Below are 21,090 nucleotides of genomic sequence, written 5' to 3' on the forward strand. Positions count from 1 at the left end.
CCGGGGCGATGCGCAAGACCCTGATCGTGACGAACGACTTCCCGCCCAGGCCCGGCGGCATCCAGGCGTTCCTCCACAACATGGCACTCCGGCTCGACCCCGAGCGCCTCGTCGTCTACGCCTCCACCTGGAAGCGCGGCCGGGAGGGCGTCGAGGCGACGGCCGCCTTCGACGCCGAGCAGCCCTTCACCGTCGTACGCGACCGGACGACCATGCTGCTGCCGACGCCCGCGGCGACCCGCCGGGCCGTCGAGCTGCTGCGGACGCACGGCTGCACGTCCGTGTGGTTCGGGGCGGCGGCGCCGCTCGGGCTGATGGCACCGGCGCTGCGCCGGGCGGGCGCGGAGCGCCTGGTGGCGACCACCCACGGGCACGAGGCGGGCTGGGCCCAGCTCCCCGCCGCGCGGCAGCTGCTGGGCCGGATCGGCGAGTCCACCGACACCCTCACCTACCTCGGTGAGTACACCCGGTCACGGATCGCCACCGCGCTCTCCGCGGACGCCGCCGCCCGGATGCGGCAGCTGCCGCCCGGGGTCGACGAGAAGACCTTCCACCCCGACTCCGGCGGAGACCGGGTGCGCGCCCGGCTCGGCCTCACCGACCGGCCCGTGGTCGTGTGCGTCTCGCGGCTCGTGCCCCGCAAGGGCCAGGACACGCTGATCCTCGCGATGCCGCGGATCCTGGCCGAGCAGCCCGACGCGGTCCTGCTGATCGTCGGCGGCGGGCCCTACGAGAAGGAGCTGCGCCGGCTCGCCCGGGAGACCCGGGTGCAGGACTCGGTGGTCTTCACCGGGGCGGTGCCCTGGTCGGAGCTGCCCGCCCACTACGGCGCGGGTGACGTGTTCGCCATGCCGTGCCGCACCCGGCGCGGCGGCCTGGACGTCGAGGGCCTGGGCATCGTCTATCTGGAGGCGTCCGCCACGGGACTGCCCGTCGTCGCCGGGGACTCCGGCGGCGCGCCCGACGCCGTGCTCGACGGGGAGACCGGCTGGGTGGTGCGGGGCGGTTCCGTCGAGGACACCGCCGACCGGATCGCCGCGCTGCTCGCCGACCCCGAACTGCGCAGCCGGATGGGCGAGCGGGGCCGGCGGTGGGTCGAGGAGAAGTGGCGGTGGGATCTGCTCGCGGAGCGCCTCAAGGAGCTTCTGTAGCGGGGGAGCCACGACAGCGAAACGGCGCGGGTCCCCCTTCGGGGCCCGCGCCGTGACGTCACGTCACCTGCCGCGTCACTTCTGGTAGAGGGCCTCGATCTCGCCCGCGAAGTCCTTCGCGACCACGTTCCGCTTCAGCTTCAGCGACGGGGTCAGGTGCCCCGAGTCCTCGGTGAACTGCGAGCCCAGGATCCGGAACCTGCGCACCGACTCGGCCTGCGACACCGCCGCGTTGCCGTCGTCGACCGCGGACTGGATCGCGGCCACCAGGTCCGGGTCGTCCCGCAGCGAGGCGGCGGTGGAACCGGCCGGCTTGCCGTGGTCGGCGGCCCAGCGGCCCAGGAACTCCTCGTCGATGGTGACCAGGGCGCCCACGAACGGCCGCGCGTCGCCGACCACCATGCACTCCGCGACCAGGGCGTGTGCCCGGATGCGGTCCTCGAGCACGGCCGGGGCGACGTTCTTGCCGCCCGCGGTCACCAGGATCTCCTTCTTGCGGCCGGTGATCCTGAGGTAGCCGTCCTCGTCGAGGGTGCCGATGTCGCCGGTGTGGAACCAGCCGTCGGCGAGGGCCTCCTCGCTCGCGCCCGGGTTGTTCCAGTACTCCTTGAACAGGTGCTCGCCGTGCAGCAGCACCTCGCCGTCGTCCGCGATCCGCACCACCGAGCCCGGCAGCGGCTGGCCGACCGTGCCGATCTTCTGCCGGTCCCAGGGGTTGAAGGCGGTGGCGGCGCAGGACTCGGTGAGGCCGTAGCCCTCCAGGACCGTGAAGCCGATGCCGCGGAAGAAGTGGCCGAGGCGCTCGCCGAGCGGGGCTCCGCCGGAGATGGCGTACTCCCCGCGGCCGCCGAGCACGGCGCGCAGCTTGCTGTAGACGAGCCGGTCGAAGACCTTGTGCTTGATCTTCAGGCCGAGGGCCGGGCCCGACGGGGTGTCCAGCGCCTTGCTGTAGGCGATCGCGGTGTCCGCCGCCTTGTCGAAGATCTTGCCCTTGCCGTCCGCCTGCGCCTTGGCCCGCGCGGAGTTGTAGACCTTCTCGAAGACACGCGGCACACCGAGGATCAACGTCGGCCGGAACGCGGCCAGTTCGTCGGTGAGGTTCTTGACGTCCGGGACGCAGCCCAGCTTGATCGGCGCCATCATCGGCGCGACCTGCACCAGCCGGCCGAAGACGTGCGCGAGCGGCAGGAACAGCAGGACGCTGCACTCACCGGTGCGGAACAGCGGACGCAGCCGCTCCACGATGTTGCCGCATTCCGCGAAGAAGGCGCGGTGGGTCAGCACACAGCCCTTGGGGCGGCCGGTGGTGCCCGAGGTGTACACGATCGTCGCCGGGTCGTCGGCCTTCGCCAGGGAGCTGCGCTCCTCGACCGTCGCGTCGCTCACGTCCTTGCCGAGGCGGACGAGCTCCTCGACGCCGCCGCCCTCGATCTGCCAGACGTGCTTCAGGGCGGGCAGCCGGTCGCGCACCGACTCGACGGCGGCGGCGTGGCTGTCCAGTTCCGTGACGCAGACCGTCGCGCCCGAGTCGCCGAGGATCCACTGCACCTGCTCCGGCGAGCTGGTCTCGTACACCGGCACGGTCACCGCGCCCGCGCTCCAGATCGCGAAGTCCAGGAGGGTCCACTCGTAGCGGGTGCGGGACATCAGGCCCACCCGGTCGCCGGGCTGGACACCGGAGGCGATGAGCCCCTTGGCGGCGGCCCGGACCTCGTCGAGGAAGGCGGTGGCCGTCACGTCGTGCCAGGCGCCGCCCACCTTGCGGGCGATCACGGCGACGTCGGGATGCTGCGCGGCGTTCCTGCGGACGATGTCCGTCAGGTTGCCGTCCGAGGGGACCTCGTACAAAGCCGGAAGGCTGAACTCGCGCAAGACTGCTGCTCCTCATAGGGCGCCGGCGCCACGACGTTGTGTGCTGCGACGGTACGGTCCAAGGCTCGGGCAGGTGCCCAGGAGTTCCGGCGGGGTTCCGGGACGGTCACTGGCCGAAATCCTGAGCACGACTGGACTGCCCGGACGTTACCCGCCGGTATGGCGTCTACGACAGGGGGACCCGTCGAGATGTTCGCTGCGTCACACCGATTGTTGTTCCTGCGCGCACAGTAGTCGACGGTTTTCCTGACTGGCGAGTAATCGCAGGTCCGGCCGCCACTGTTCACGTATGTCACACAGGCCTACCCTTGATCACCATGGCACCCACACCAGCCGGCGACCGCAGGACGCGGGTCCACGTGGTCAGCGACGTGCACGGCAACGCCCGAGACCTGGCCCGGGCCGGGGACGGCGCGGACGCCCTCGTCTGCCTCGGGGACCTGGTCCTCTTCCTCGACTACGCCGACCACTCGCGCGGCATCTTCCCGGACCTGTTCGGAGCCGAGAACGCGGACCACCTCGTGGCCCTGCGCACCGCCCGCCGTTTCGAGGAGGCGCGTGAGTTCGGCGCCCGGCTGTGGGCCGGCGTCGGCGAGGACCGTGTCTCGGTGATCGAACGGGCGGTGCGCAAGCAGTACGCCGAGATGTTCGCCGCGTTCCCCACACCGACGTACGCCACCTACGGCAATGTCGACATGCCGCCGCTCTGGCGGGAGTACGCCGGACCCGGCACGACCGTGCTGGACGGGGAACGCGTGGAGATCGGGGGCTGGGTCTTCGGCTTCGTCGGCGGCGGGCTGCGCACCCCGATGCGCACGCCGTACGAGATCGGCGACGAGGAGTACGCCGCGAAGATCGAGGCGGTCGGCGAGGTCGATGTGCTCTGCACGCACATCCCGCCGGAGGTGCCGGAGCTGGTCTACGACACGGTGGCGCGGCGTTTCGAGCGGGGGAGCCGGGCGCTGCTGGACGCCATCCACCGCACCCGGCCGCGCTATTCACTCTTCGGCCACGTGCACCAGCCCCTGGTGCGGCGCATGCGGATCGGGGCGACGGAATGCGTGAACGTGGGGCACTTCGCGGGGACGGGGCGCCCCTGGGTACTGGAATGGTGATGCGGCCGCCGGTATGCGCAGGTAGGGGTGACGTCGGGCCGGTCGCCGCGCGGTAGCCTTCACGCTGCACACACGTGCGCACCACGACCTCTTGCCGGAACGCAATTCGGAGGAGCCACGGCGATGGCGGAACACACCAGCTCGAGCATCGAGATCAAGGCGTCCCCGGCCGACGTCATGGCGGTGATCGCCGACTTCGCCCGCTACCCGGACTGGACCGGTGAGGTGAAGGAGGCCGCCGTCCTCGGGGCCGACGAACAGGGCCGCGCGGAGCAGGTCCGCCTCGTCATGGACGCCGGCGCGATCAAGGACGACCAGGTCCTGGCGTACACCTGGACCGGTGAGCACGAGGTGTCCTGGACGCTGGTGAAGTCGCAGATGCTGCGCTCCCTCGACGGCTCCTATCTCCTCGAGCCGGCCGGCCAGGGAGCGACCGAGGTGACCTACCAGCTCACCGTCGACGTCAAGATCCCCATGCTCGGCATGATCAAGCGCAAGGCCGAGAAGGTCATCATCGACCGGGCCCTGGCCGGGCTGAAGAAGCGCGTGGAGACGGGGAAGTAGCACCCGCCGGCGCGCCCCACCGCGCCGGTCCCCGCGCGCCCGTCGGGCCGGGCCGCGCGCCCGCGCCCACGCCGGACCGCGCGCCCCGCCGCGCCGCAGCCGCCCCCGCCGGGCACCGGGCGCAGCCGGACGAGGCGGACCGTCCACGTCCGTTACGGTTCACCCTCATGCGCACCATCATGATCACGGGCCCCGGCGGCAGCGGCCGTACCACCGTCGCCGCGGCCACCGCGCTCGCCGCCGCCCGCCAGGGCATCCGCACCCTCCTGCTCGGCACCGACCCCACCGACACCCTCGGTGCGGTCCTCGGCGCGGCGACCGGCCCGGCCCCGGTGGAGATCGCACCGGACCTGACGGCCTGGCGCCCGGATCCCGCCGCCGGCTTCCGGGACGACCTCACCGCGCTCCAGGACCACGCCACCGCCGCCCTCGACCTGCTCGGCGCCCCCCGACTCGAACCCGAGGAACTCACCCCGCTGCCCGGTGCCGCGGAACTCGCCACCCTGCGCGCCCTGCGCGACGCCGCCCTCGCCGAGACCCACGACCTGCTCGTGGTGGACCTGCCGCCCGTCCCGCACGCCCTCGCCCTGCTCGCCCTTCCCGAGGAACTGCGCCGCTATCTGTGCCGGCTGCTCCCGTCCGAACGGCAGGCGGCCCGTGCCCTGCGCCCCGTCCTCGGGCGGCTCGCCGGGGTGCCGATGCCCGCGGACTGGCTGTACGAGACGGCCGGCCGCCTGGACCTCGACCTGGCCGCCGCGGCGGCGGTCGTCGCGGACCGGGACACCACCGTACGACTGGTCGCCGAACCCACCCCGGCGGGCTCCGACGCCGTCCACACCGCCGTACTGGGCCTCGCCCTGCGGGGCCTGCGCCCGGACGGGCTGATCGCCAACCGGGTGTTCCCGGACGGACACGAGGAGGGCTGGCTCGCCGGGCGGATCGCCCAGCAGCGCAAGGCCGTCGACGAGTGGGGCACCCCGTACGACGTCCACACCGTCCCCCATCTCGGCCACGACCCGCGCGGCGCCGACGACCTCGCCGCGCTGGGCGTGCCCGGCGTCGGCGCGGGGCCCGCCCGCGTCGAGTGGCCGGTCGGCGACCGGCTCGCCGAGGACGGCGTGCTCGTCTGGCACATCCCGCTGCCCGGAGCCGTGCGCGAGGAGCTCGACCTCGTCCGGCGCGGCGACGAACTCGTCGTCTCGGCCGGGCGGTTCCGGCGGATCGTGCCGCTGCCCTCCGCGTTGCGCCGCTGCACCGTCGAGGGGGCGGCCCTGCGCGAGAGCGAGCTGCGCATCCGGTTCGCCCCGGACCCCGGCCTGTGGCCGGCTGCACGGTGAACCCGGCGCCCTCGTTCGGGTAACGTCGTAGGGACGAACCGTAGTCAGGAGTCCGCCATGAGCGATGAGCGCCCCCCGTCCGACGCCGCCCGGGAGCAGGCGGCCGACGAGGTGCCGGCGGCCGGCGACGCTGACGCCTGGGCGACCGCCTGCGCCGAGGACCTGGAGGCGGAGAAGGCCCGCCGCCGCGGCCGGAACGCCCCCACCCCGGGCTCGGCCGCCGAGGAGCTGCGCCGGCTCGTCGACACCGTCGCGGACAAGCTGTCCGGCCTGCAGTCCCCACTGCTCGGCGCGGTCGCCGGACCCGCCGCCCAGCAGGTGGTGCACCAGGTCGTCCAGCAGGCGAAGGCAGCCGTCGAGCCCGTCATCGAACGCAACCCCGACGTCTTCGACCACCTCGCCGCGGCCGGCAGCGAACTGCTCGCCGCCTACCGCTCCGCGGTCCAGTCGCAGGAGCGCCGCTGGACCGGCCGCGCGGACGAAGCGGACGACACCGACGGGTCCGACGGCCGGGACGACCGGGGCGACGGCACCGGCCCCGGCCAGCGCATCGACCTGGACTGACGAACTCCCTCAGGTCCGTTGCCGCCCGCGTGTCGGGCGATGCCCGCGCGGGCATCGCCCCGGGCACTTCCGGGCCCGCTCACAGGGCGGACGACGGAATTCGACGGCAGGGCCTCGGGTACCGTTGGCCGTAGCGGGGCTCGACCGAAACTGAGGGATACATGGGACTCACCATCGGCGTCGACATCGGCGGCACGAAGATCGCGGCCGGCGTGGTCGACGAGGAAGGCAACATCCTCTCGACCTTCAAGGTGCCGACCCCGACCACACCCGAGGCCATCGTGGACGCCATCGCCTCGGCGGTGGAGGGCGCGCGTGCCGGGCACGAGATCGTCGGCGTGGGCATCGGCGCCGCCGGATACGTCAACCGGCAGCGCTCCACGGTCTACTTCGCGCCCAACATCGACTGGCGCCAGGAGCCGCTGAAGGACAAGGTCGAAGCCCGGGTGAACCTGCCGGTCGTCGTGGAGAACGACGCCAACGCGGCAGCCTGGGGGGAGTACAAGTTCGGTGCGGGCAAGGGCCATCGCAACGTCATCTGCATCACGCTCGGCACGGGCCTGGGCGGCGGCATCATCATCGGCAACAAGCTGCGCCGGGGCCACTTCGGCGTGGCCGCGGAGTTCGGCCACATCCGGATGGTGCCGGACGGCCTGCAGTGCGGCTGCGGCTCGCAGGGCTGCTGGGAGCAGTACGCCTCCGGCCGGGCGTTGGTGAGGTACGCCAAGCAGCGTGCCAACGCGACCCCGGAGAACGCCGAGATCCTGCTGGGCCTCGGCGACGGCACCCCCGACGGCATCGAGGGCAAGCACATCTCGATGGCCGCCCGCCAGGGCGACGCGGTCGCCGTCGACTCCTACCGCGAACTCGCCCGTTGGGCCGGCGCGGGTCTCGCCGACCTGGCCTCGCTGTTCGACCCGTCCGCCTTCATCGTCGGCGGCGGCCTGTCCGACGAGGGTGAACTGGTCCTCGACCCCATCCGCAAGTCCTACAAGCGCTGGCTGGTGGGCGGCAACTGGCGCCCGGTCGCCGATGTGATCGCCGCTCAGCTCGGCAACAAGGCCGGCCTCGTCGGCGCCGCGGACCTGGCCCGGGAGCCCGACCCGATCATGTGAGTCCGGCCCGACCGGCGAAAGTGCCCGCCGAGCCCCGCACGGGGACGGCGGGCCTCGTCGTATCTTGATCGCCATGGCGACGAGTCTGCTGCCCAACTCCGGTACCGGCACCGACGGTTCGGCCGTCCTCCGGGTGCTCAGCTACAACGTCCGCTCCCTGCGCGACGACACCGGCGCGCTCGCCCGGGTGATCCGCGCCTGCGAGCCCGACCTCGTCCTCGTGCAGGAGGCCCCGCGGTTCTTCCGCTGGCGCAAGAAACTCGCCCGGCTCGCGGCCGCGTCGGGACAGGTGGTCCTGTCGGGCGGCGGCACCGCGGCGGGGCCGGCCCTGCTGTGCTCCCTGCGCGCCACGGTCGAGCGCACCGAGGACGTCCTGCTGCCGCTCACCCCCGGGCAGCACCGGCGGGGCTTCGCGACCGCGGTGGTCCGCTTCGGGGACGTCCGGCTCGGGGTGCTGAGCTGCCATCTCTCGTTGCACGGGGACGAGCGGTACGAGCAGGGCGGGATGCTCCTCGACCGGCTCGCCGGGATGGGCGTCGAGCACGTCGTCGCCGGCGGCGACCTGAACGAGGGTCCCGGCGGGCCCACCTTCCGGCGCCTGGCCGAGGCGCTTCAGGACTGCCGGGCCGCCGCGCCGTGGGGCGGTGAGCACACCTTCCCGGCGGCCGGGGCAGACCGGCGCATCGACGCGGTCTTCGCGACCCGGGGTGTCGAGGTCCTCGGCTGCGGTGTGCCGCTGGGGCAGCCGGGCGTGACCGGGACGGATCTGAGGGCGGCCACGGACCATCTCCCGGTCCTCGCCGCCCTCAGGGTCCCGGCCGTGTGACGGGCCTCGGACCGTCGCGTCCCGGCCGTGTGACGGGCCTCGGACCGTCGCGCCGCGCCCGTGTGACGGGCCTCGGACCACCGCGTCCCGCCCGTGTGACGGGCCTCGGACCACCGCGTCCCGCCCGTGTGACGGGCCTCGGACCACCGCGTCCCGGCCGTGTGGCGGGCCTCAGACGACCGCGCCCCGCCCGGGATCGTCGTCGTCCTCGTCGTCCGTCCGCATCCGCATGACCAGGGTGGCGAAACCGCCCAGGAAACCGCCGATGCCGAGCGTGGTCAGCCACCAGGTCATGTCCCAGCCGAGCAGCACCGCGAGCAGAAGCAGCAGCGGTCCGCCGAGCACGCCCAGCCAGGCGAACTTGGCGGTCGCGTCCGCGGCCGGGAGCGGTGGCGGCTCGGGCGGCACGAAGTGGCCCTCGTCGTCCTCGCCGAGGTCGTCCTCGGACGGCTCCGCCACGGTGTAGTCGCGCGGGCCGCCGACACCGGGGGCGAAGACGACGGAGCTGCCGAGCGGCTTGGACGGCTCCTTCTCCGGCTCCGCTCCGGGCTCCTTCACGGCCTCCTCGCCGTCGCCGGTGTCGAGGTCGTTGGGGTCGGCCTCCAGCAGGGCCAGGTCCTCGACCGACTTGAACGGCTTGGCGCCCGGCGGGTCCGTCGGCTCGTCCCCGTATCCCGCGACGATCGCAGCCCAGGCGGCGGCCTCGTCGAAGGGCACCTGCTGCTCGCCGTGCTCGCGATCCTCCCGCTCCTCGCGGTCCTCGCGATCGGAGTCGTGCTCAGCCACCTGCGGCCGTCCCTTCCTTACCGACACTGGGTGCGAGCCGGCCGATGAACGCGAGGCTCTCCTCGAAGATCCGGTCCGCGTCGAAGTCCAACGTCGCAACATGGTGGCTCTGTTCCAGCAGCAGCTCCGTCACGTCCGTCGACGAGACCCGGCTGAGGACGCGCGCCGAGTCGGCCGGCGGCACCACGTGGTCCTGCGGGCTGTGCAGAAGCAGCAGCGGCTGGGTGACCTGCGGCAGCTCGCCGTCGACCAGCCGGAGGAAGACACGCAGGGAGTGCGCGGCGTGCAGCGGCACCCGGTCGTAGCCGATCTCCTCGACGCCGGGCTTGGCGATGTCGCTGGCGATGCCCTTCGTCGTCCTGACGAGATGCCGCGCCACCGGAAGGGCGTACGCCGACAGGCCGTGCACCTTGTTCGCCGGGTTGACGACCACGACGCCGCTGACCGCGTCGCCGTGCCGGGCCGCCAGCCGCAGGGCCAGGGCGCCGCCCATCGACAGACCGAAAACGAACACCTGTGCGCATCGCTCGCGCAGGGCGCGCAGCTCGCGGTCCACCTCGGCGTACCAGTCCTGCCAGCCGGTCAGCTGCATGTCCTCCCAGCGTGTGCCGTGCCCGGGCAGCAGCGGCAGGGCGACGGTCAGACCGTGCTCGGCGAGATGCTCCGCCCAGGGGCGCAGCGACTGGGGTGAACCGGTGAAACCGTGGCAGAGCAGGACGCCGACCTCCCCGCCCTCGTGGCGGTACGGCTCGGCTCCAGGAAGGACCGGCACCTTCGGTCTCCTGTTCGTCAGAAGGGCGTGGACGACAACGGGTGTGGCCACCGTACGCGACCGCACGGACACCGACCAGGGCCGTCGGACCCTTCGCCGGGCCGCCGGGTTAAGGTCTGATCTACAGACACAGGAGGCACTCGGTTGTTGTACGGCGCGATGAAGGTTTCCATCGGGGGTTCGCTGAAGCTCGTCTTCCGGCCCTGGGTGGAGGGCCGCGAGAACGTACCCGCCGAGGGCCCAGCGATCCTCGCGAGCAACCACCTCTCCTTCTCGGACTCCTTCTTCCTGCCCGCGGTGCTCGACCGGAAGGTCACCTTCATCGCGAAGGCCGAGTACTTCACCACACCCGGCGTCAAGGGCCGGATGACCGCCGCCTTCTTCAAGGGCGTCGGCCAGCTCCCGGTGGACCGCTCCGGCGGTCGCGGCGCGGGCGAGGCGGCGATCAAGAGCGGGATAGAGGTCGTCGAGCGCGGTGAGCTGTTCGGCATCTACCCGGAGGGCACCCGCTCGCCCGACGGCCGTCTCTACCGGGGCAAGCCCGGCGGCCTCGCGCGCGTGGCGCTCGCCACCGGCGCGCCGGTCATCCCGGTCGCCATGATCGACACCGAGAAGATCCAGCCCCCCGGCAAGGTCGTGCCGAAGGTGATGCGGCCCGGCATCCGCATCGGAAAGCCGCTGGACTTCAGCCGGTACCAGGGCATGGATCACGACCGATTCGTGCTCCGCGCCGTGACCGACGAGGTCATGTACGAAATCATGAAGCTCTCCGGCCAGGAGTACGTCGACATCTACGCGACCGCCGCCAAGCGGCAGCTCGCGGACGCGGCCAAGGCGGAGAAGGAAGCGGCCAAGTCGGCCAGGGCGGCGTTCGACCGGGCCGAGAAGGAACAGGCGGAGAAGGAAAAGGAACAGACCGACCGATAACAGGCCGGGTTCCGGGCGGCGCGGTCCGGGGCCGGGGGTGGGGGGACATGGCCCGGCGCGAGAGAGTCATGAGGATGTCGGTCGAGCAGCCGCTGTGGCGCGCGCTCGCCGCCTACCGCGTACTGACCATGCTGTACGCGATCGCCGTGTTCGCCACGTCCTACCGCGAGTTCGCCCGGCCCTGGGTGGCCGTCGCCTATTTCACGGTCCTGGTCGCCTGGACGCTCGCCACCCTGCCCAAGGTCGCGGGCGCCGCGAGCTGCACACGGCGCTTCCTGGCCGCGGACCTCACCGTCGCGATCGCCGGCATCCTGCTCACCGTGCTCGCCGACACCCCCGAGCGGATCGCCGACGGACGCCCCACCCTGCCGACGATCTGGACGGCCGGCGCCGTACTGGCCTTCGCCATCAAGGGCGGCTGGCGCTGGGCGGCCGTCGCCTCCACCCTCGTCGCCGCCGCCAATCTGATCGAACGCGGCAGCCCGGCCCGCGACACCGTGCACAACGTGATCCTCGTCTGGGTCGCGTCCATCGCCATCGGCTACGTCGTGGAGGTCGCCCGCGCCTCCGAGCGCACCCTCGCCCGCGCCCTGGAGATCGAGGCCGCCACCCGCGAGCGGGAGCGACTGGCCCGGGACATCCACGACGGCGTCCTGCAAGTGCTGGCGATGGTGCAGCGGCGCGGCGCGGTGATCGGCGGTGAGGCCGCCGAGCTGGGCCGGATGGCCGGCGAGCAGGAGGTGGCGCTGCGCACGCTGGTCTCGGGCGGGCTGGTCCCCGTCGCCCGGGTCCCGCGGGACGGGGCCGACGGCCTGACCGTAGGCACCGTCGACGGCGGAACGGGCGAGGACGGCGACGCCGACGAGGGGCGTCCCACCGACCTCCGCGCGCTGCTCGCCCGGTACGCCGGCGCCCGGACCAGCCTCGCCGAGCCCGGCGCCCCCGTCCTGCTCGCGCCGTCCGCCGCGCGGGAACTGGCCGCGGCCGTCGGAGCCGCCCTGGACAACGTCCGCCGGCACGCCGGTGAGCAGGCCCGCGCCTGGATCCTCGTGGAGGACGAGACCGACATGGTGATCGTCACCGTCCGGGACGACGGACCCGGCATCCCCGAGGGCCGGCTCGCCGAGGCCGAGGGGGAGGGGCGGCTCGGGGTGGCCCAGTCGATCCGGGGCCGGCTGCGCGATCTGGGCGGCAGCGCCGAGTTGATCTCGACTCCCGGACAGGGCACGGAAGTCGAGTTGAAGGTACCGAAGGCAGCGAGGGTCTCGCGGGGGAAGGCGGAGCACCGATGAGTGAAGCGCACGGGCCGATCAGGGTGATGGTGGTCGACGACCACCCCATGTGGCGGGACGCGGTCGCCCGGGACCTGGCCGAGTCGGGCTTCGAGGTGGTGGCCACCGCGGGCGACGGCGAGCAGGCGGTGCGCCGCGCCAAGGCCGCCGGGCCCGACGTGCTCGTCCTCGACCTGAACCTGCCCGTCAAACCGGGCGTCCAGGTCTGCAAGGAACTGGTCGCGCACAATCCGGCGCTGCGGGTCCTGGTGCTGTCCGCGAGCGGGGAGCACGCCGACGTGCTGGAGGCGGTGAAGTCCGGCGCGACCGGCTATCTGCTGAAGTCGGCGTCCACCGGCGAACTCCTGGACGCGGTGCGCCGTACGGCCGTCGGCGACCCGGTCTTCACACCCGGGCTGGCCGGTCTGGTCCTCGGCGAGTACCGGCGTCTGGCCTCCGACCCGGCGCCCGCCCCGGACGCCGACGAACCGAGGGCGCCGCGGCTGACCGAGCGCGAGACCGAGGTGCTGCGGCTGGTCGCCAAGGGCCTGAGCTACAAGCAGATCGCCGAACGGCTCGTCATCTCCCACCGCACCGTGCAGAACCATGTGCAGAACACCCTCGGCAAGCTCCAGCTGCACAACCGGGTGGAACTCGTGCGGTACGCGATCGAGCGCGGCCTCGACGAGGAGTGACCGCTCGGCCCGGCGGTGCACGCCGCGCGGGCGCCAACCTCTAGCCCATTCACCGGAATTGCCCGCACGGGGCATGCCGAAGTGACCTGAGTCACCATTAGCGTGCTCGTACGGCACACGGCCACCGCGGCGAAGGGACAATTCCATGCGGGTCGGAGTACTGACCGGAGGCGGCGACTGCCCCGGGCTCAACGCCGTCATCCGGGGCATCGTCCGCAAGGGCGTGCAGGAGTACGGCTACGACTTCGTCGGCTACCGGGACGGCTGGCGCGGTCCCCTCGACGGAGACGTCATGCGCCTCGACATTCCGGCCGTGCGCGGCATCCTGCCGCGCGGCGGCACCATCCTCGGCTCCTCGCGCACCAACCCGTTCCAGCACGACCAAGGCATCGCACGGATCAAGGAGAACCTGGCCAAGCAGGAGGTGGAGGCGCTCATCACGATCGGCGGCGAGGACACCCTGGGAGTCGCCGCGCGGCTGTCCGACGAGTACGGGGTGCCCTGCGTCGGGGTCCCGAAGACGATAGACAACGACCTGTCCGCCACCGACTACACCTTCGGCTTCGACACCGCGGTGGGTATCGCGACCGAGGCCATCGACCGGCTGCACACCACCGCCGAGTCCCATATGCGCGTCCTGGTGGTCGAGGTGATGGGCCGTCACACCGGCTGGATCGCCATCCACTCGGGTCTGGCCGGCGGGGCCAACGCCATCCTCATCCCCGAGCAGCGTTTCGACGTCGACCAGGTGTGCGCCTGGGTGACCTCCCGCTTCAAGGCGTCGTACGCCCCCATCGTGGTCGTCGCGGAGGGCGCCATGCCCAAGGACGGGGACATGGTGCTCAAGGACGGGTCGCTCGACTCCTTCGGCCATGTGCGGCTGTCCGGCGTCGGTGAGTGGCTGGCCAAGGAGATCGAGCGGCGGACCGGCAAGGAGGCCCGGACCACGGTCCTCGGGCACGTCCAGCGCGGCGGCACCCCCAGCGCGTTCGACCGCTGGCTCGCCACCCGCTTCGGACTGCACGCGATCGACTGCGTGCGCGACGGGGACTTCGGCACCATGGTCGCCCTGCGCGGCACCGACATCGTCCGCGTTCCGATCGCCGACGCCACGGTCCGGCTGAAGACGGTCGACCTGACGCTGTACGAGGAGGTCGGGGTGTTCTTCGGCTGACCCCGGTGACGCATGGGTATGGGTCATTTATTCGACCCATACCCGTGCAGAACAGGAGAAGCCGTGGACATCCTGGCCTTCGGTGTGCAAGCGGATGAAAAACCTCTGATCGAGGAGGCCTTCCGGGGCCGGTACGAGGTCCGCTGCCTGGACGTCTTCCTCAACGACGACACCGCCCCGATCGCCGCCGGCCACGAGATCGTCTCCACCAGCGTCAACGCCGACCTGGGCCCGTCCGTCCTGCGGACCCTGGCGGCGGGCGGCACCCGGATGATCGCCCAGCGCTCCACCGGCTTCAACAACATCGACCTCGCGGTCGCCGGCGAACTCGGCATGACGGTCGCCCGTGTGTCGTCCTATTCGCCCTACGCGGTCGCCGAGTTCGCCTGGGCCCTCGCCATGGCCGTCAACCGCCGTATCGTCCGGGCCTCCACCCGCACCCGCGACTTCGACTTCCGGCTCGACGGACTCATGGGCCGCGACATGCACGGCCGTACCGCGGGTGTCCTCGGCACCGGCAAGATCGGCGAGGCGTTCGCCCGGATCGCGCACGGCTTCGGCATGCGGCTGCTCGGCTGGGACGTCGCCGAGAACCTCGCCTGTATGCAGCTGGGCATGTCCTATGTGCCCAAGGAGCAGCTGCTCGTCGAGTCGGACCTGGTGAGCCTGCACGTCCCGCTGATGCCGGACACCCGGCACCTGATCGACGCGGACGCCCTGAAGGCGATGCGGGACGACGCGATCCTGGTGAACTCCAGCCGCGGCGGTCTGATCGACACCGCCGCGCTGGTCCACGAACTGCGCGCCGGACGCTTCGCGGGCGTGGGACTGGACGTGTACGAGGCGGAGGCCGGGCTGTTCTTCCTCGACAAGTCCCTGGAGGCCGTCGAGGACGACACCCTGGCCCGCCTCGTCACCTTCCCGAACGTGCTGGTCACCTCCCATCAGGCGTACTACACCGAGGACGCGGTGGGCCAGATCGTCGACGCCACCGCGAAGAACGTCCTGGACTACCTCGCCGGCCGCCGCTCGGAGAACGTGCTGGTGCCCCGCAGCTGACCGACCAGCTCCCGTACGACGGCGACGCCGTTCAGGGTCAGCACCGACTCCGGGTGGAACTGGACACCGGCGAACGCGCTCCCGGTCCCGCCCGCGGCCCGGCCGGTCCCGCGCAGCGCGTGCACCTCGTGGGCGGGGCCGCGGCTGACCTCGATGCCGCGTGCGGCCAGCGCGGCGGCCGTCCCGTCGTCGCACCACGCCACGAAGCTGTTGTAGAAGCCGACCGTCTCGGCCCGCCCGAACAGGTCGATCTCCGTCTGCGCGCCCTGGTACGGCACCTCCTTGCGGACGATCTCCAGCCCCAGTTCCGCCGCGATCAGCTCGTGCCCGAGGCACACGCCCAGCACGCCGTGCCGGTGCTCGCGCAGGACCGAGCCGGTCAGCTCCCGCAGGAACCGCATCTTGGGATCCGCCGGGTCGCCGGGGTCGCCGGGGCCGGGCCCGAGCACCACCGGGCCCTCGTGCGCGCGCACCGCCGCGCGCAGTCCCGGCTCGTCGTACCGCCGTACGGCGACCGTCAGGCCCGAGGAGCGCAGCAGGTGCGCGAGCATCGCCGTGAAGGTGTCCTCCGCGTCGACGACCAGGGCGTGTCCGGCCGGTTCCGCGGAGCGCTCCTGCATCCGCAGCCAGAACGGCGACAGCGACGCCCGCCGGCCGTCCAGCGCGGCCCGCACCCGGGGATCGTCGGCCAGCGCGGGCCGTGCAGGTTCCTCACGCGGCCGGGACGGCCCCACACCGAGGGCCGCCAGCACCCCGGCCGCCTTGGCGTGCGTCTCCGCGACCTCGCCGGCCGGGTCCGAGCCGCGTACCAGGGTGGCCCCCACCGGCACCCGCAGCCGGCCGTCCGCGTCGATGTCGGCGGTACGGATGAGGATGGGGGAGTCGAGGGTCTGCGCACCGCCGGAGTCCCGCCCGAGCAGGGCGAGCGCGCCCGCGTAATAGCCGCGGCCCCCGCTCTCGTGGCGTTCGATCACCCGGCACGCGTTCTGCACCGGCGAGCCGGTGACCGTCGCCGCGAACATCGTCTCCCTGAGCACCTCGCGCGCGTCCAGCGACGACCGGCCGCGCAGCTCGTACTCGGTGTGCGCGAGGTGGGCCATCTCCTTCAGCCGCGGGCCGACGACCACCCCGCCCATGTCGCCGACCGTGCACATCATCTTGAGCTCCTCGTCGACGACCATCGACAGCTCCTCGATCTCCTTGCCGTCGGCGAGGAAGCCGAGCAGATGCTCCGGCGTCGGCCCTTCGGCGGGGTAGCGGTAGGTCCCGCTGATCGGGTTCATCACGACCGTGCCGCCGGACATCCGCACATGCACCTCGGGACTGGCGCCGACCAGCGTCCGCTCACCGGTGTGCACGACGAACGTCCAGTACGCCCCCCGCTCGCCCTCCAGCAGCCGCCGGAACAGCGCCAGCGCGTCCGCCCGTCCGAACCCCGGGATCCGGCCCTCGTACGTGCGCCGGATCACGAAGTTGGCGCCCTCGCCCCGTCCGATCTCCTCGCGCAGCACCCGCCCGACGATGCGCGCGTACTCGGTGTCGGTCACGTCGAAGGCGCCGTCCTCGACGCGCACCTCGTGCCGGGGCAGGTTCCGCAGCACCTCGGCGAGCGGGTACTCGTGCCGCTCCTCGGGTGTGAGCAGCACCAGCGGCGTGCCGTCGTCGCGGACGTCGAAGCCGCGCTCGCGGATCTGCCGGAACGGGACGAGAGCGAGGCCCTCGTCGGGCAGATCGGCCAGGCGGTCGTACGTGCCGACCGGGCCGAGCAGCAGTTCCACGGTGTCGTGGTCCTGGCCCGGCGCGCGGCGGCGCAGCAGGGCGAAGGGGCGCGGGTCGGACAACAGGTCGAGCAGGTCCATGGGGCGGGTTCCTTCCGCTGTGTGCTCGGGGAGCTCTGGGGAGAGGAACGGCCGGACGTGAAAACGCCGAAGGCCGCCCCTCGGGCGGCCTTCGCGACGTCGTGGGTACGCGCAGTCAGTGGGCCGCCGGAGAAGCGGTCCACCACCAGTTCTGGTGCGAGTGCGCGAACATGTCGGGAACTGTACCCCATGTCCCCGCGGTGTCCGCGGAGCGAATTCGGCGTCTCATTTCCTGAGCAGTCGGGCGGACGCCCGGACATCACCCCGTAGTGTTGACGTCGTGACCGTGAACGCTAAGACCAGCGCGAGCGCTGGCAACACCTGGCGAAACCTGCCCGCGGCGCAGCAGCCCGAGTACCCCGACGCCGAGGCTCTGCGCGCAGTGATCGCGGAGCTCGAGTCGTATCCGCCGCTCGTCTTCGCGGGCGAGTGCGATCAGCTGCGCGCCCGGATGGCGGCTGTCGCCAAGGGAGAGGCGTTCCTCCTCCAGGGCGGCGACTGCGCCGAAGCCTTCGACGCCGTGTCCGCAGACCACATTCGCAACAAGTTGAAGACCCTCCTGCAGATGGGCGCGGTGCTGACGTACGCCGCTTCGGTGCCCGTCGTCAAGGTGGGCCGGATCGCCGGCCAGTACTCCAAGCCGCGTTCCAAGCCGACCGAGACCCGTGACGGGGTGACGCTGCCGACCTACCGGGGCGACTCCGTCAACGGCTTCGACTTCACCGAGGCCGCCCGCGTCCCGGACCCCGAGCGGCTGAAGCGGATGTACCACGCGTCCGCCTCGACGCTGAACCTGGTGCGCGCCTTCACCACCGGCGGCTACGCCGACCTGCGCCAGGTGCACGCCTGGAACCAGGACTTCGTGAAGTCGTCCCCGTCCGGCCAGCGCTACGAGCAGCTCGCCCGTGAGATCGACAACGCGCTGAACTTCATGCACGCCTGCGGGGCCGACCCGGAGGAGTTCAAGACCGTCGAGTTCTTCTCCTCGCACGAGGCGCTGCTGCTCGACTACGAGTCGGCCCTGACCCGCGTCGACTCGCGCACGGGACACCTGTACGACGTCTCCGCGCACATGGTGTGGGTCGGTGAGCGGACCCGGCAGATGGACCACGCGCACATCGAGTTCGCGTCGAAGATCCGCAACCCGATCGGCATCAAGCTGGGCCCGGCCACGACGGCCGAGGAGGCGCTGCACTACATCGAGCGCCTCGACCCCGAGCGGGAGCCGGGGCGGCTGACCTTCATCGTCCGGATGGGCGCCGACAAGATCCGCGACAGGCTCCCCGAGCTGGTCGAGAAGGTCACGGCGTCCGGCGCGGTGGTGGCCTGGGTGACCGACCCGATGCACGGCAACACCTTCGAGGCGGCCTCCGGTCACAAGACCCGGCGCTTCGACGACGTGCTCGACGAGGTCAAGGGCTTCTTCGAGGTCCACAAGTCGCTGGGCACGCACCCGGGCGGTATCCATGTGGAGCTGACCGGTGACGACGTCACCGAGTGTGTGGGCGGCGGCGACGAGATCTTCGTCGACGACCTGCACCAGCGCTACGAGACGGCCTGCGACCCCCGGCTGAACCGGAGCCAGTCGCTCGACCTGGCCTTCCTCGTCGCCGAGATGTACCGCGACCAGTGATGTACCGCGACCAGTAGCGGCTTCGCCCGTTATGGGCAGGTGTGGTGGGGCGTGGATCACATACGATCCGCGCCCCTCCCACTTTTACGGATCCTGCGCGGCGGGTAAGGTTAGGTTTGCCTCACCGATCAGCGGGCTCGTGGTCCCTCGGTACGGCACGACCATCGAAACGCCGCAGGAGGTGAACCGCGTGTACGTGTGCAGCTGCTTCGGCGTCACTGAGCAGCAGGTCAAGCAGCACGCGGAGAACGGTGCCTGCACCCCTCGCCAGATAGCCTCCGCCTGCAAGGCGGGCACGGACTGCGGCGGCTGTGTGCGCCGTATCCAGGCACTCCTCGGCCGTGGCAGCTGCCCGCGCCGGGAGCTCGCCGACCAGGGCAGGTCGCCGCTGGCCGACGTGGTGTCCTCCGCCGCCGCGCAGGTGACCGCCGAAGCCGCCTGACCCCGTGCCGCGGCCGGTGTCCGCCGCGATCGGCGGGCGTCAGTGGGTGGAGAAGCCGCCGAAGCCGCCTGTGCCCGGCACTAGTCCGGCTGGCTCTGCTCGATCAGCGTGGAGAGGTAGAGCGACTCGCCCAGCTTCTCGATCAGCTCCAGCTGTGTGTCCAGGTAGTCGATGTGGTGCTCCTCGTCGGCGAGGATCGCCTCGAAGACGTTGGCGGAGGTCGCGTCGCCCTTGGCGCGCATGACCTCCACACCGCGCCGCAGCCGGTCGATGGCCTCGACCTCGATCTGCCGGTCCGCCTGGAACATCTCGGTCACGGTCTGGCCCACCCGCACATGGAACAGCCGCTGGTAGTTGGGCAGACCGTCCAGCAGCAGGATGCGGTCGGTGAGGACCTCCGCGTGCCGCATCTCGTCGAAGGACTCGTCCCGGGTGTACTTGGCGAGCTTCGTCCACCCCCTGTGATCCTGCAACTTGGAGTGCAGGAAGTACTGGTTGATCGCGGTGAGCTCGGCGGTCAGCTGCTCGTTGAGCAGTTCGAGCACCTCGGGGTCGCCCTGCATGACGGGGCTCCTTCCACGTCGGGAGGCCGGAACGGGGGCCTGCGGGCGCATGATTGCACCGGGTGTCGAAGATCGTCCAGTAAGTGCGGACTTAGTAAGTAAGTCCATGCTTAGTGCTTGTTGCCCGATTCTGGACAGTCCTGGTCAAGTGCATCGCGTCAGGTCTGTCAGGATGGAGGCATGGGTCATCCGGTGGAGCGCGAATCTGGAGAAGCAGCACGGTACGAGCTTCCGCCGGGGCAGCGACTTCAGCGCGGCTGGCCGGTCACGCACTACGGCCCGGTACCCAAGTTCCGGCCCGAGCGCTGGGAGTTCAGGGTCTTCGGCGCCACCGGCGACGGCGAGAAGCGCTGCTGGAGCCACGACGAGTTCGCGGCCCTGCCGTACACCACCGTGGTGGCCGATCTGCACTGCGTCACGAAGTTCAGCATGCTCGGCGCGGAATGGGGCGGAATCCCCGCCCGGACGATTCTGGAGATCGCGCCGCCCGCCCCGAATGTCACCCATGTGATGGTGTGGGCGGAGTACGGCTTCAGCTCGAATCTGCGCCTGTCGGACTTCGCGTCCGAGCGCACGATTTTCGCCACGCACAAGGACGGCGAACTGCTGACGGCCGAGCACGGCTTCCCGCTCCGGCTGATCGTCCCGCACCTCTACGCCTGGAAGGGACCCAAATGGGTGCGCGGCGTGGAGTACATGACCGCCGACCGGCGCGGCTTCTGGGAGGAGCGCGGCTACCACAACGTCGGCGACCCCTGGAAGGAACAGCGCTACTCGTACCAGGAGGAGCCCGGGGAGGGCCCCGAGCTCTGACTCCGGTCCGTGCTCAGTGGTGGTACCGGTGCACCACCGCGTGCCCCTTGCCGCGGCCGATCATCCACTTGTTGACCGGTGCGGTGACCACGAAGGCGGCGGCCAGCGCGATGGCCAGGATCCACCAGAACCGCGCGTCCGCGAGCCCGGCGTCCATGGCGCCCGGCCACAGCATGATCACCCCGTTGTCGATCAGTTCCATCACGGCGATCGACAGGGTGTCGGCGGCGAGTGCCACCCGGACCGCGGCGCGCAGGCCGACCCCCGCCTTCAGGACGCCGCGCAGGGTGAACGCGTAGCCGAAGAAGAACGCCAGGGTGATCGCCAGCGCCAGGGTGGGCAGATCGCCCCAGCCGAGCGCGGTGCCGACGACCATGCCGAGCACCTCACCGATGGCGCATCCGGTCAGGCAGTGCAGGGTGGCCCGGACGGCCACGGGCCAGCCGCCGGCGGGGTGCGCCGGGGCCGTGTCGTGCGGGTGTGCGTGCTGGTGCCGGTCCGCCTCGTGCCGCATGCTGCCCCCAGGGGTCGACAGTGCTTCCGCGACCGTGA

22 protein-coding genes are annotated in these 21,090 nt (G+C 71.8%); 15 read left to right on the plus strand and 7 right to left on the minus strand.

The features are described from left to right. Positions 1 to 8 precede the first annotated feature (8 nt). Complete coding sequence (locus tag DN051_RS27720) at positions 9 to 1,151, plus strand: glycosyltransferase family 4 protein (RefSeq protein ID WP_053763990.1); 1,143 nt, start codon at positions 9 to 11, stop codon at positions 1,149 to 1,151. A gap of 75 nt (positions 1,152 to 1,226) precedes the next feature. Here the strand turns inward: DN051_RS27720 and DN051_RS27725 are convergent, their stop codons facing one another. Beyond that, entirely contained in the window at positions 1,227 to 3,023 is a 1,797-nt protein-coding gene (locus DN051_RS27725; RefSeq protein WP_112439715.1) for an AMP-dependent synthetase/ligase, read from the minus strand. 317 nt (positions 3,024 to 3,340) lie between these two features. On the opposite strand from DN051_RS27725, the gene DN051_RS27730 reads away from it, so the two are divergent. The 6 genes from DN051_RS27730 to DN051_RS27755 all read left to right on the plus strand — a co-directional run bounded on the left by DN051_RS27730 (position 3,341) and on the right by DN051_RS27755 (position 8,544). Continuing rightward, positions 3,341 to 4,138 (plus strand): metallophosphoesterase family protein, encoded by a 798-nt coding sequence (locus DN051_RS27730; protein WP_112439716.1) that lies wholly within the window; start codon positions 3,341 to 3,343, stop codon positions 4,136 to 4,138. 123 nt (positions 4,139 to 4,261) lie between these two features. Further along, positions 4,262 to 4,702 (plus strand): SRPBCC family protein, encoded by a 441-nt coding sequence (locus DN051_RS27735; protein WP_053763993.1) that lies wholly within the window; start codon positions 4,262 to 4,264, stop codon positions 4,700 to 4,702. A gap of 167 nt (positions 4,703 to 4,869) precedes the next feature. Continuing rightward, positions 4,870 to 6,039, plus strand: a complete 1,170-nt coding sequence (locus DN051_RS27740; protein ID WP_112439717.1) for an ArsA family ATPase — start codon at positions 4,870 to 4,872, stop codon at positions 6,037 to 6,039. Positions 6,040 to 6,096: 57 nt separating this feature from the next. Further along, positions 6,097 to 6,603, plus strand: a complete 507-nt coding sequence (locus DN051_RS27745) for a DUF5304 domain-containing protein (RefSeq protein ID WP_053763995.1) — start codon at positions 6,097 to 6,099, stop codon at positions 6,601 to 6,603. A gap of 161 nt (positions 6,604 to 6,764) precedes the next feature. Next, positions 6,765 to 7,718, plus strand: a complete 954-nt coding sequence (locus DN051_RS27750; RefSeq protein ID WP_053763996.1) for an ROK family glucokinase — start codon at positions 6,765 to 6,767, stop codon at positions 7,716 to 7,718. 73 nt (positions 7,719 to 7,791) lie between these two features. Further along, positions 7,792 to 8,544: an endonuclease/exonuclease/phosphatase family protein gene (locus DN051_RS27755; protein ID WP_053763997.1), complete on the plus strand. Its 753-nt coding sequence runs from the start codon at positions 7,792 to 7,794 to the stop codon at positions 8,542 to 8,544. A 171-nt stretch (positions 8,545 to 8,715) separates the two neighbouring features. Here the strand turns inward: DN051_RS27755 and DN051_RS27760 are convergent, their stop codons facing one another. Both DN051_RS27760 and DN051_RS27765 read right to left on the minus strand, forming a co-directional pair. Further along, positions 8,716 to 9,330 carry a hypothetical protein gene (locus tag DN051_RS27760; protein ID WP_053764010.1) on the minus strand — a complete coding sequence of 205 codons (615 nt, stop codon included), beginning with the start codon at positions 9,328 to 9,330 and terminating at the stop codon, positions 8,716 to 8,718. Then, positions 9,323 to 10,102: an alpha/beta hydrolase gene (locus DN051_RS27765; protein ID WP_053764011.1), complete on the minus strand. Its 780-nt coding sequence runs from the start codon at positions 10,100 to 10,102 to the stop codon at positions 9,323 to 9,325. The genes DN051_RS27760 and DN051_RS27765 overlap by 8 nt, the downstream gene beginning before the upstream one ends. Positions 10,103 to 10,261: 159 nt before the next feature. Here DN051_RS27765 and DN051_RS27770 point away from each other — a divergent pair, with 159 nt between their 5' ends. The 5 genes from DN051_RS27770 to DN051_RS27790 all read left to right on the plus strand — a co-directional run bounded on the left by DN051_RS27770 (position 10,262) and on the right by DN051_RS27790 (position 15,228). Beyond that, a complete protein-coding gene (locus DN051_RS27770; protein ID WP_053764012.1) occupies positions 10,262 to 11,029 on the plus strand; it encodes a lysophospholipid acyltransferase family protein in 768 nt (255 codons plus the stop codon). Between the two features lie 47 nt (positions 11,030 to 11,076). Beyond that, the gene (macS, locus tag DN051_RS27775) at positions 11,077 to 12,321 is read left to right on the plus strand and encodes a MacS family sensor histidine kinase (protein WP_112439718.1); all 1,245 of its coding nucleotides are present in this window, start codon (positions 11,077 to 11,079) and stop codon (positions 12,319 to 12,321) included. Further along, entirely contained in the window at positions 12,318 to 12,995 is a 678-nt protein-coding gene (locus DN051_RS27780) for a response regulator (RefSeq protein ID WP_053764014.1), read from the plus strand. The genes macS and DN051_RS27780 overlap by 4 nt, the downstream gene beginning before the upstream one ends. A gap of 145 nt (positions 12,996 to 13,140) precedes the next feature. Beyond that, positions 13,141 to 14,169 carry a 6-phosphofructokinase gene (locus DN051_RS27785; protein ID WP_053764015.1) on the plus strand — a complete coding sequence of 343 codons (1,029 nt, stop codon included), beginning with the start codon at positions 13,141 to 13,143 and terminating at the stop codon, positions 14,167 to 14,169. A 63-nt stretch (positions 14,170 to 14,232) separates the two neighbouring features. Continuing rightward, the gene (locus DN051_RS27790) at positions 14,233 to 15,228 is read left to right on the plus strand and encodes a 2-hydroxyacid dehydrogenase (protein WP_053764016.1); all 996 of its coding nucleotides are present in this window, start codon (positions 14,233 to 14,235) and stop codon (positions 15,226 to 15,228) included. Here DN051_RS27790 and DN051_RS27795 read toward each other — a convergent pair. Together DN051_RS27795 and DN051_RS47830 are read right to left on the minus strand one after the other, a co-directional pair. After that, on the minus strand, positions 15,180 to 17,087 hold the full coding sequence (locus tag DN051_RS27795; protein ID WP_112439719.1) for an anthranilate synthase family protein: 1,908 nt from the start codon (positions 17,085 to 17,087) through the stop codon (positions 15,180 to 15,182). The genes DN051_RS27790 and DN051_RS27795 overlap by 49 nt on opposite strands. 115 nt (positions 17,088 to 17,202) lie before the next feature. Next, a complete protein-coding gene (locus tag DN051_RS47830) occupies positions 17,203 to 17,316 on the minus strand; it encodes a trp operon leader peptide (protein ID WP_107094173.1) in 114 nt (37 codons plus the stop codon). A gap of 51 nt (positions 17,317 to 17,367) precedes the next feature. On the opposite strand from DN051_RS47830, the gene DN051_RS27805 reads away from it, so the two are divergent. Continuing rightward, complete coding sequence (locus DN051_RS27805) at positions 17,368 to 18,720, plus strand: class II 3-deoxy-7-phosphoheptulonate synthase (protein WP_112439720.1); 1,353 nt, start codon at positions 17,368 to 17,370, stop codon at positions 18,718 to 18,720. A 181-nt stretch (positions 18,721 to 18,901) separates the two neighbouring features. Continuing rightward, positions 18,902 to 19,162: a (2Fe-2S)-binding protein gene (locus DN051_RS27810; RefSeq protein ID WP_053764113.1), complete on the plus strand. Its 261-nt coding sequence runs from the start codon at positions 18,902 to 18,904 to the stop codon at positions 19,160 to 19,162. An 80-nt stretch (positions 19,163 to 19,242) separates the two neighbouring features. On the opposite strand, the gene bfr is transcribed toward DN051_RS27810, so the two are convergent. Then, positions 19,243 to 19,725 (minus strand): bacterioferritin, encoded by a 483-nt coding sequence (gene bfr / locus DN051_RS27815; protein ID WP_053764019.1) that lies wholly within the window; start codon positions 19,723 to 19,725, stop codon positions 19,243 to 19,245. 180 nt (positions 19,726 to 19,905) lie between these two features. On the opposite strand from bfr, the gene DN051_RS27820 reads away from it, so the two are divergent. Continuing rightward, positions 19,906 to 20,538: a sulfite oxidase-like oxidoreductase gene (locus DN051_RS27820; RefSeq protein WP_053764020.1), complete on the plus strand. Its 633-nt coding sequence runs from the start codon at positions 19,906 to 19,908 to the stop codon at positions 20,536 to 20,538. A 13-nt stretch (positions 20,539 to 20,551) separates the two neighbouring features. Here the strand turns inward: DN051_RS27820 and DN051_RS27825 are convergent, their stop codons facing one another. Next, a complete protein-coding gene (locus DN051_RS27825) occupies positions 20,552 to 21,052 on the minus strand; it encodes a DUF4396 domain-containing protein (RefSeq protein ID WP_053764021.1) in 501 nt (166 codons plus the stop codon). Positions 21,053 to 21,090 lie beyond the last annotated feature (38 nt).

The sequence above is a fragment of the Streptomyces cadmiisoli genome (genome assembly GCF_003261055.1).
GTDB lineage: Bacteria > Actinomycetota > Actinomycetes > Streptomycetales > Streptomycetaceae > Streptomyces > Streptomyces cadmiisoli.

Excerpts from the sequence above, each read along its gene's own strand:
- DN051_RS27720 (WP_053763990.1), top strand. The coding sequence starts at position 9 with ATGCGCAAGACCCTGATCGTGACGAACGACTTCCCGCCCAGGCCCGGC.
- DN051_RS27730 (WP_112439716.1), top strand. The coding sequence starts at position 3,341 with ATGGCACCCACACCAGCCGGCGACCGCAGGACGCGGGTCCACGTGGTC.
- DN051_RS27735 (WP_053763993.1), top strand. The coding sequence starts at position 4,262 with ATGGCGGAACACACCAGCTCGAGCATCGAGATCAAGGCGTCCCCGGCC.
- DN051_RS27740 (WP_112439717.1), top strand. The coding sequence starts at position 4,870 with ATGCGCACCATCATGATCACGGGCCCCGGCGGCAGCGGCCGTACCACC.
- DN051_RS27745 (WP_053763995.1), top strand. The coding sequence starts at position 6,097 with ATGAGCGATGAGCGCCCCCCGTCCGACGCCGCCCGGGAGCAGGCGGCC.
- DN051_RS27750 (WP_053763996.1), top strand. The coding sequence starts at position 6,765 with ATGGGACTCACCATCGGCGTCGACATCGGCGGCACGAAGATCGCGGCC.
- DN051_RS27755 (WP_053763997.1), top strand. The coding sequence starts at position 7,792 with ATGGCGACGAGTCTGCTGCCCAACTCCGGTACCGGCACCGACGGTTCG.
- DN051_RS27770 (WP_053764012.1), top strand. The coding sequence starts at position 10,262 with ATGAAGGTTTCCATCGGGGGTTCGCTGAAGCTCGTCTTCCGGCCCTGG.
- macS (WP_112439718.1), top strand. The coding sequence starts at position 11,077 with ATGGCCCGGCGCGAGAGAGTCATGAGGATGTCGGTCGAGCAGCCGCTG.
- DN051_RS27780 (WP_053764014.1), top strand. The coding sequence starts at position 12,318 with ATGAGTGAAGCGCACGGGCCGATCAGGGTGATGGTGGTCGACGACCAC.
- DN051_RS27785 (WP_053764015.1), top strand. The coding sequence starts at position 13,141 with ATGCGGGTCGGAGTACTGACCGGAGGCGGCGACTGCCCCGGGCTCAAC.
- DN051_RS27795 (WP_112439719.1), bottom strand. The coding sequence starts at position 17,087 with ATGGACCTGCTCGACCTGTTGTCCGACCCGCGCCCCTTCGCCCTGCTG.
- DN051_RS47830 (WP_107094173.1), bottom strand. The coding sequence starts at position 17,316 with ATGAGACGCCGAATTCGCTCCGCGGACACCGCGGGGACATGGGGTACA.
- bfr (WP_053764019.1), bottom strand. The coding sequence starts at position 19,725 with ATGCAGGGCGACCCCGAGGTGCTCGAACTGCTCAACGAGCAGCTGACC.
- DN051_RS27820 (WP_053764020.1), top strand. The coding sequence starts at position 19,906 with ATGGGTCATCCGGTGGAGCGCGAATCTGGAGAAGCAGCACGGTACGAG.
- DN051_RS27825 (WP_053764021.1), bottom strand. The coding sequence starts at position 21,052 with ATGCGGCACGAGGCGGACCGGCACCAGCACGCACACCCGCACGACACG.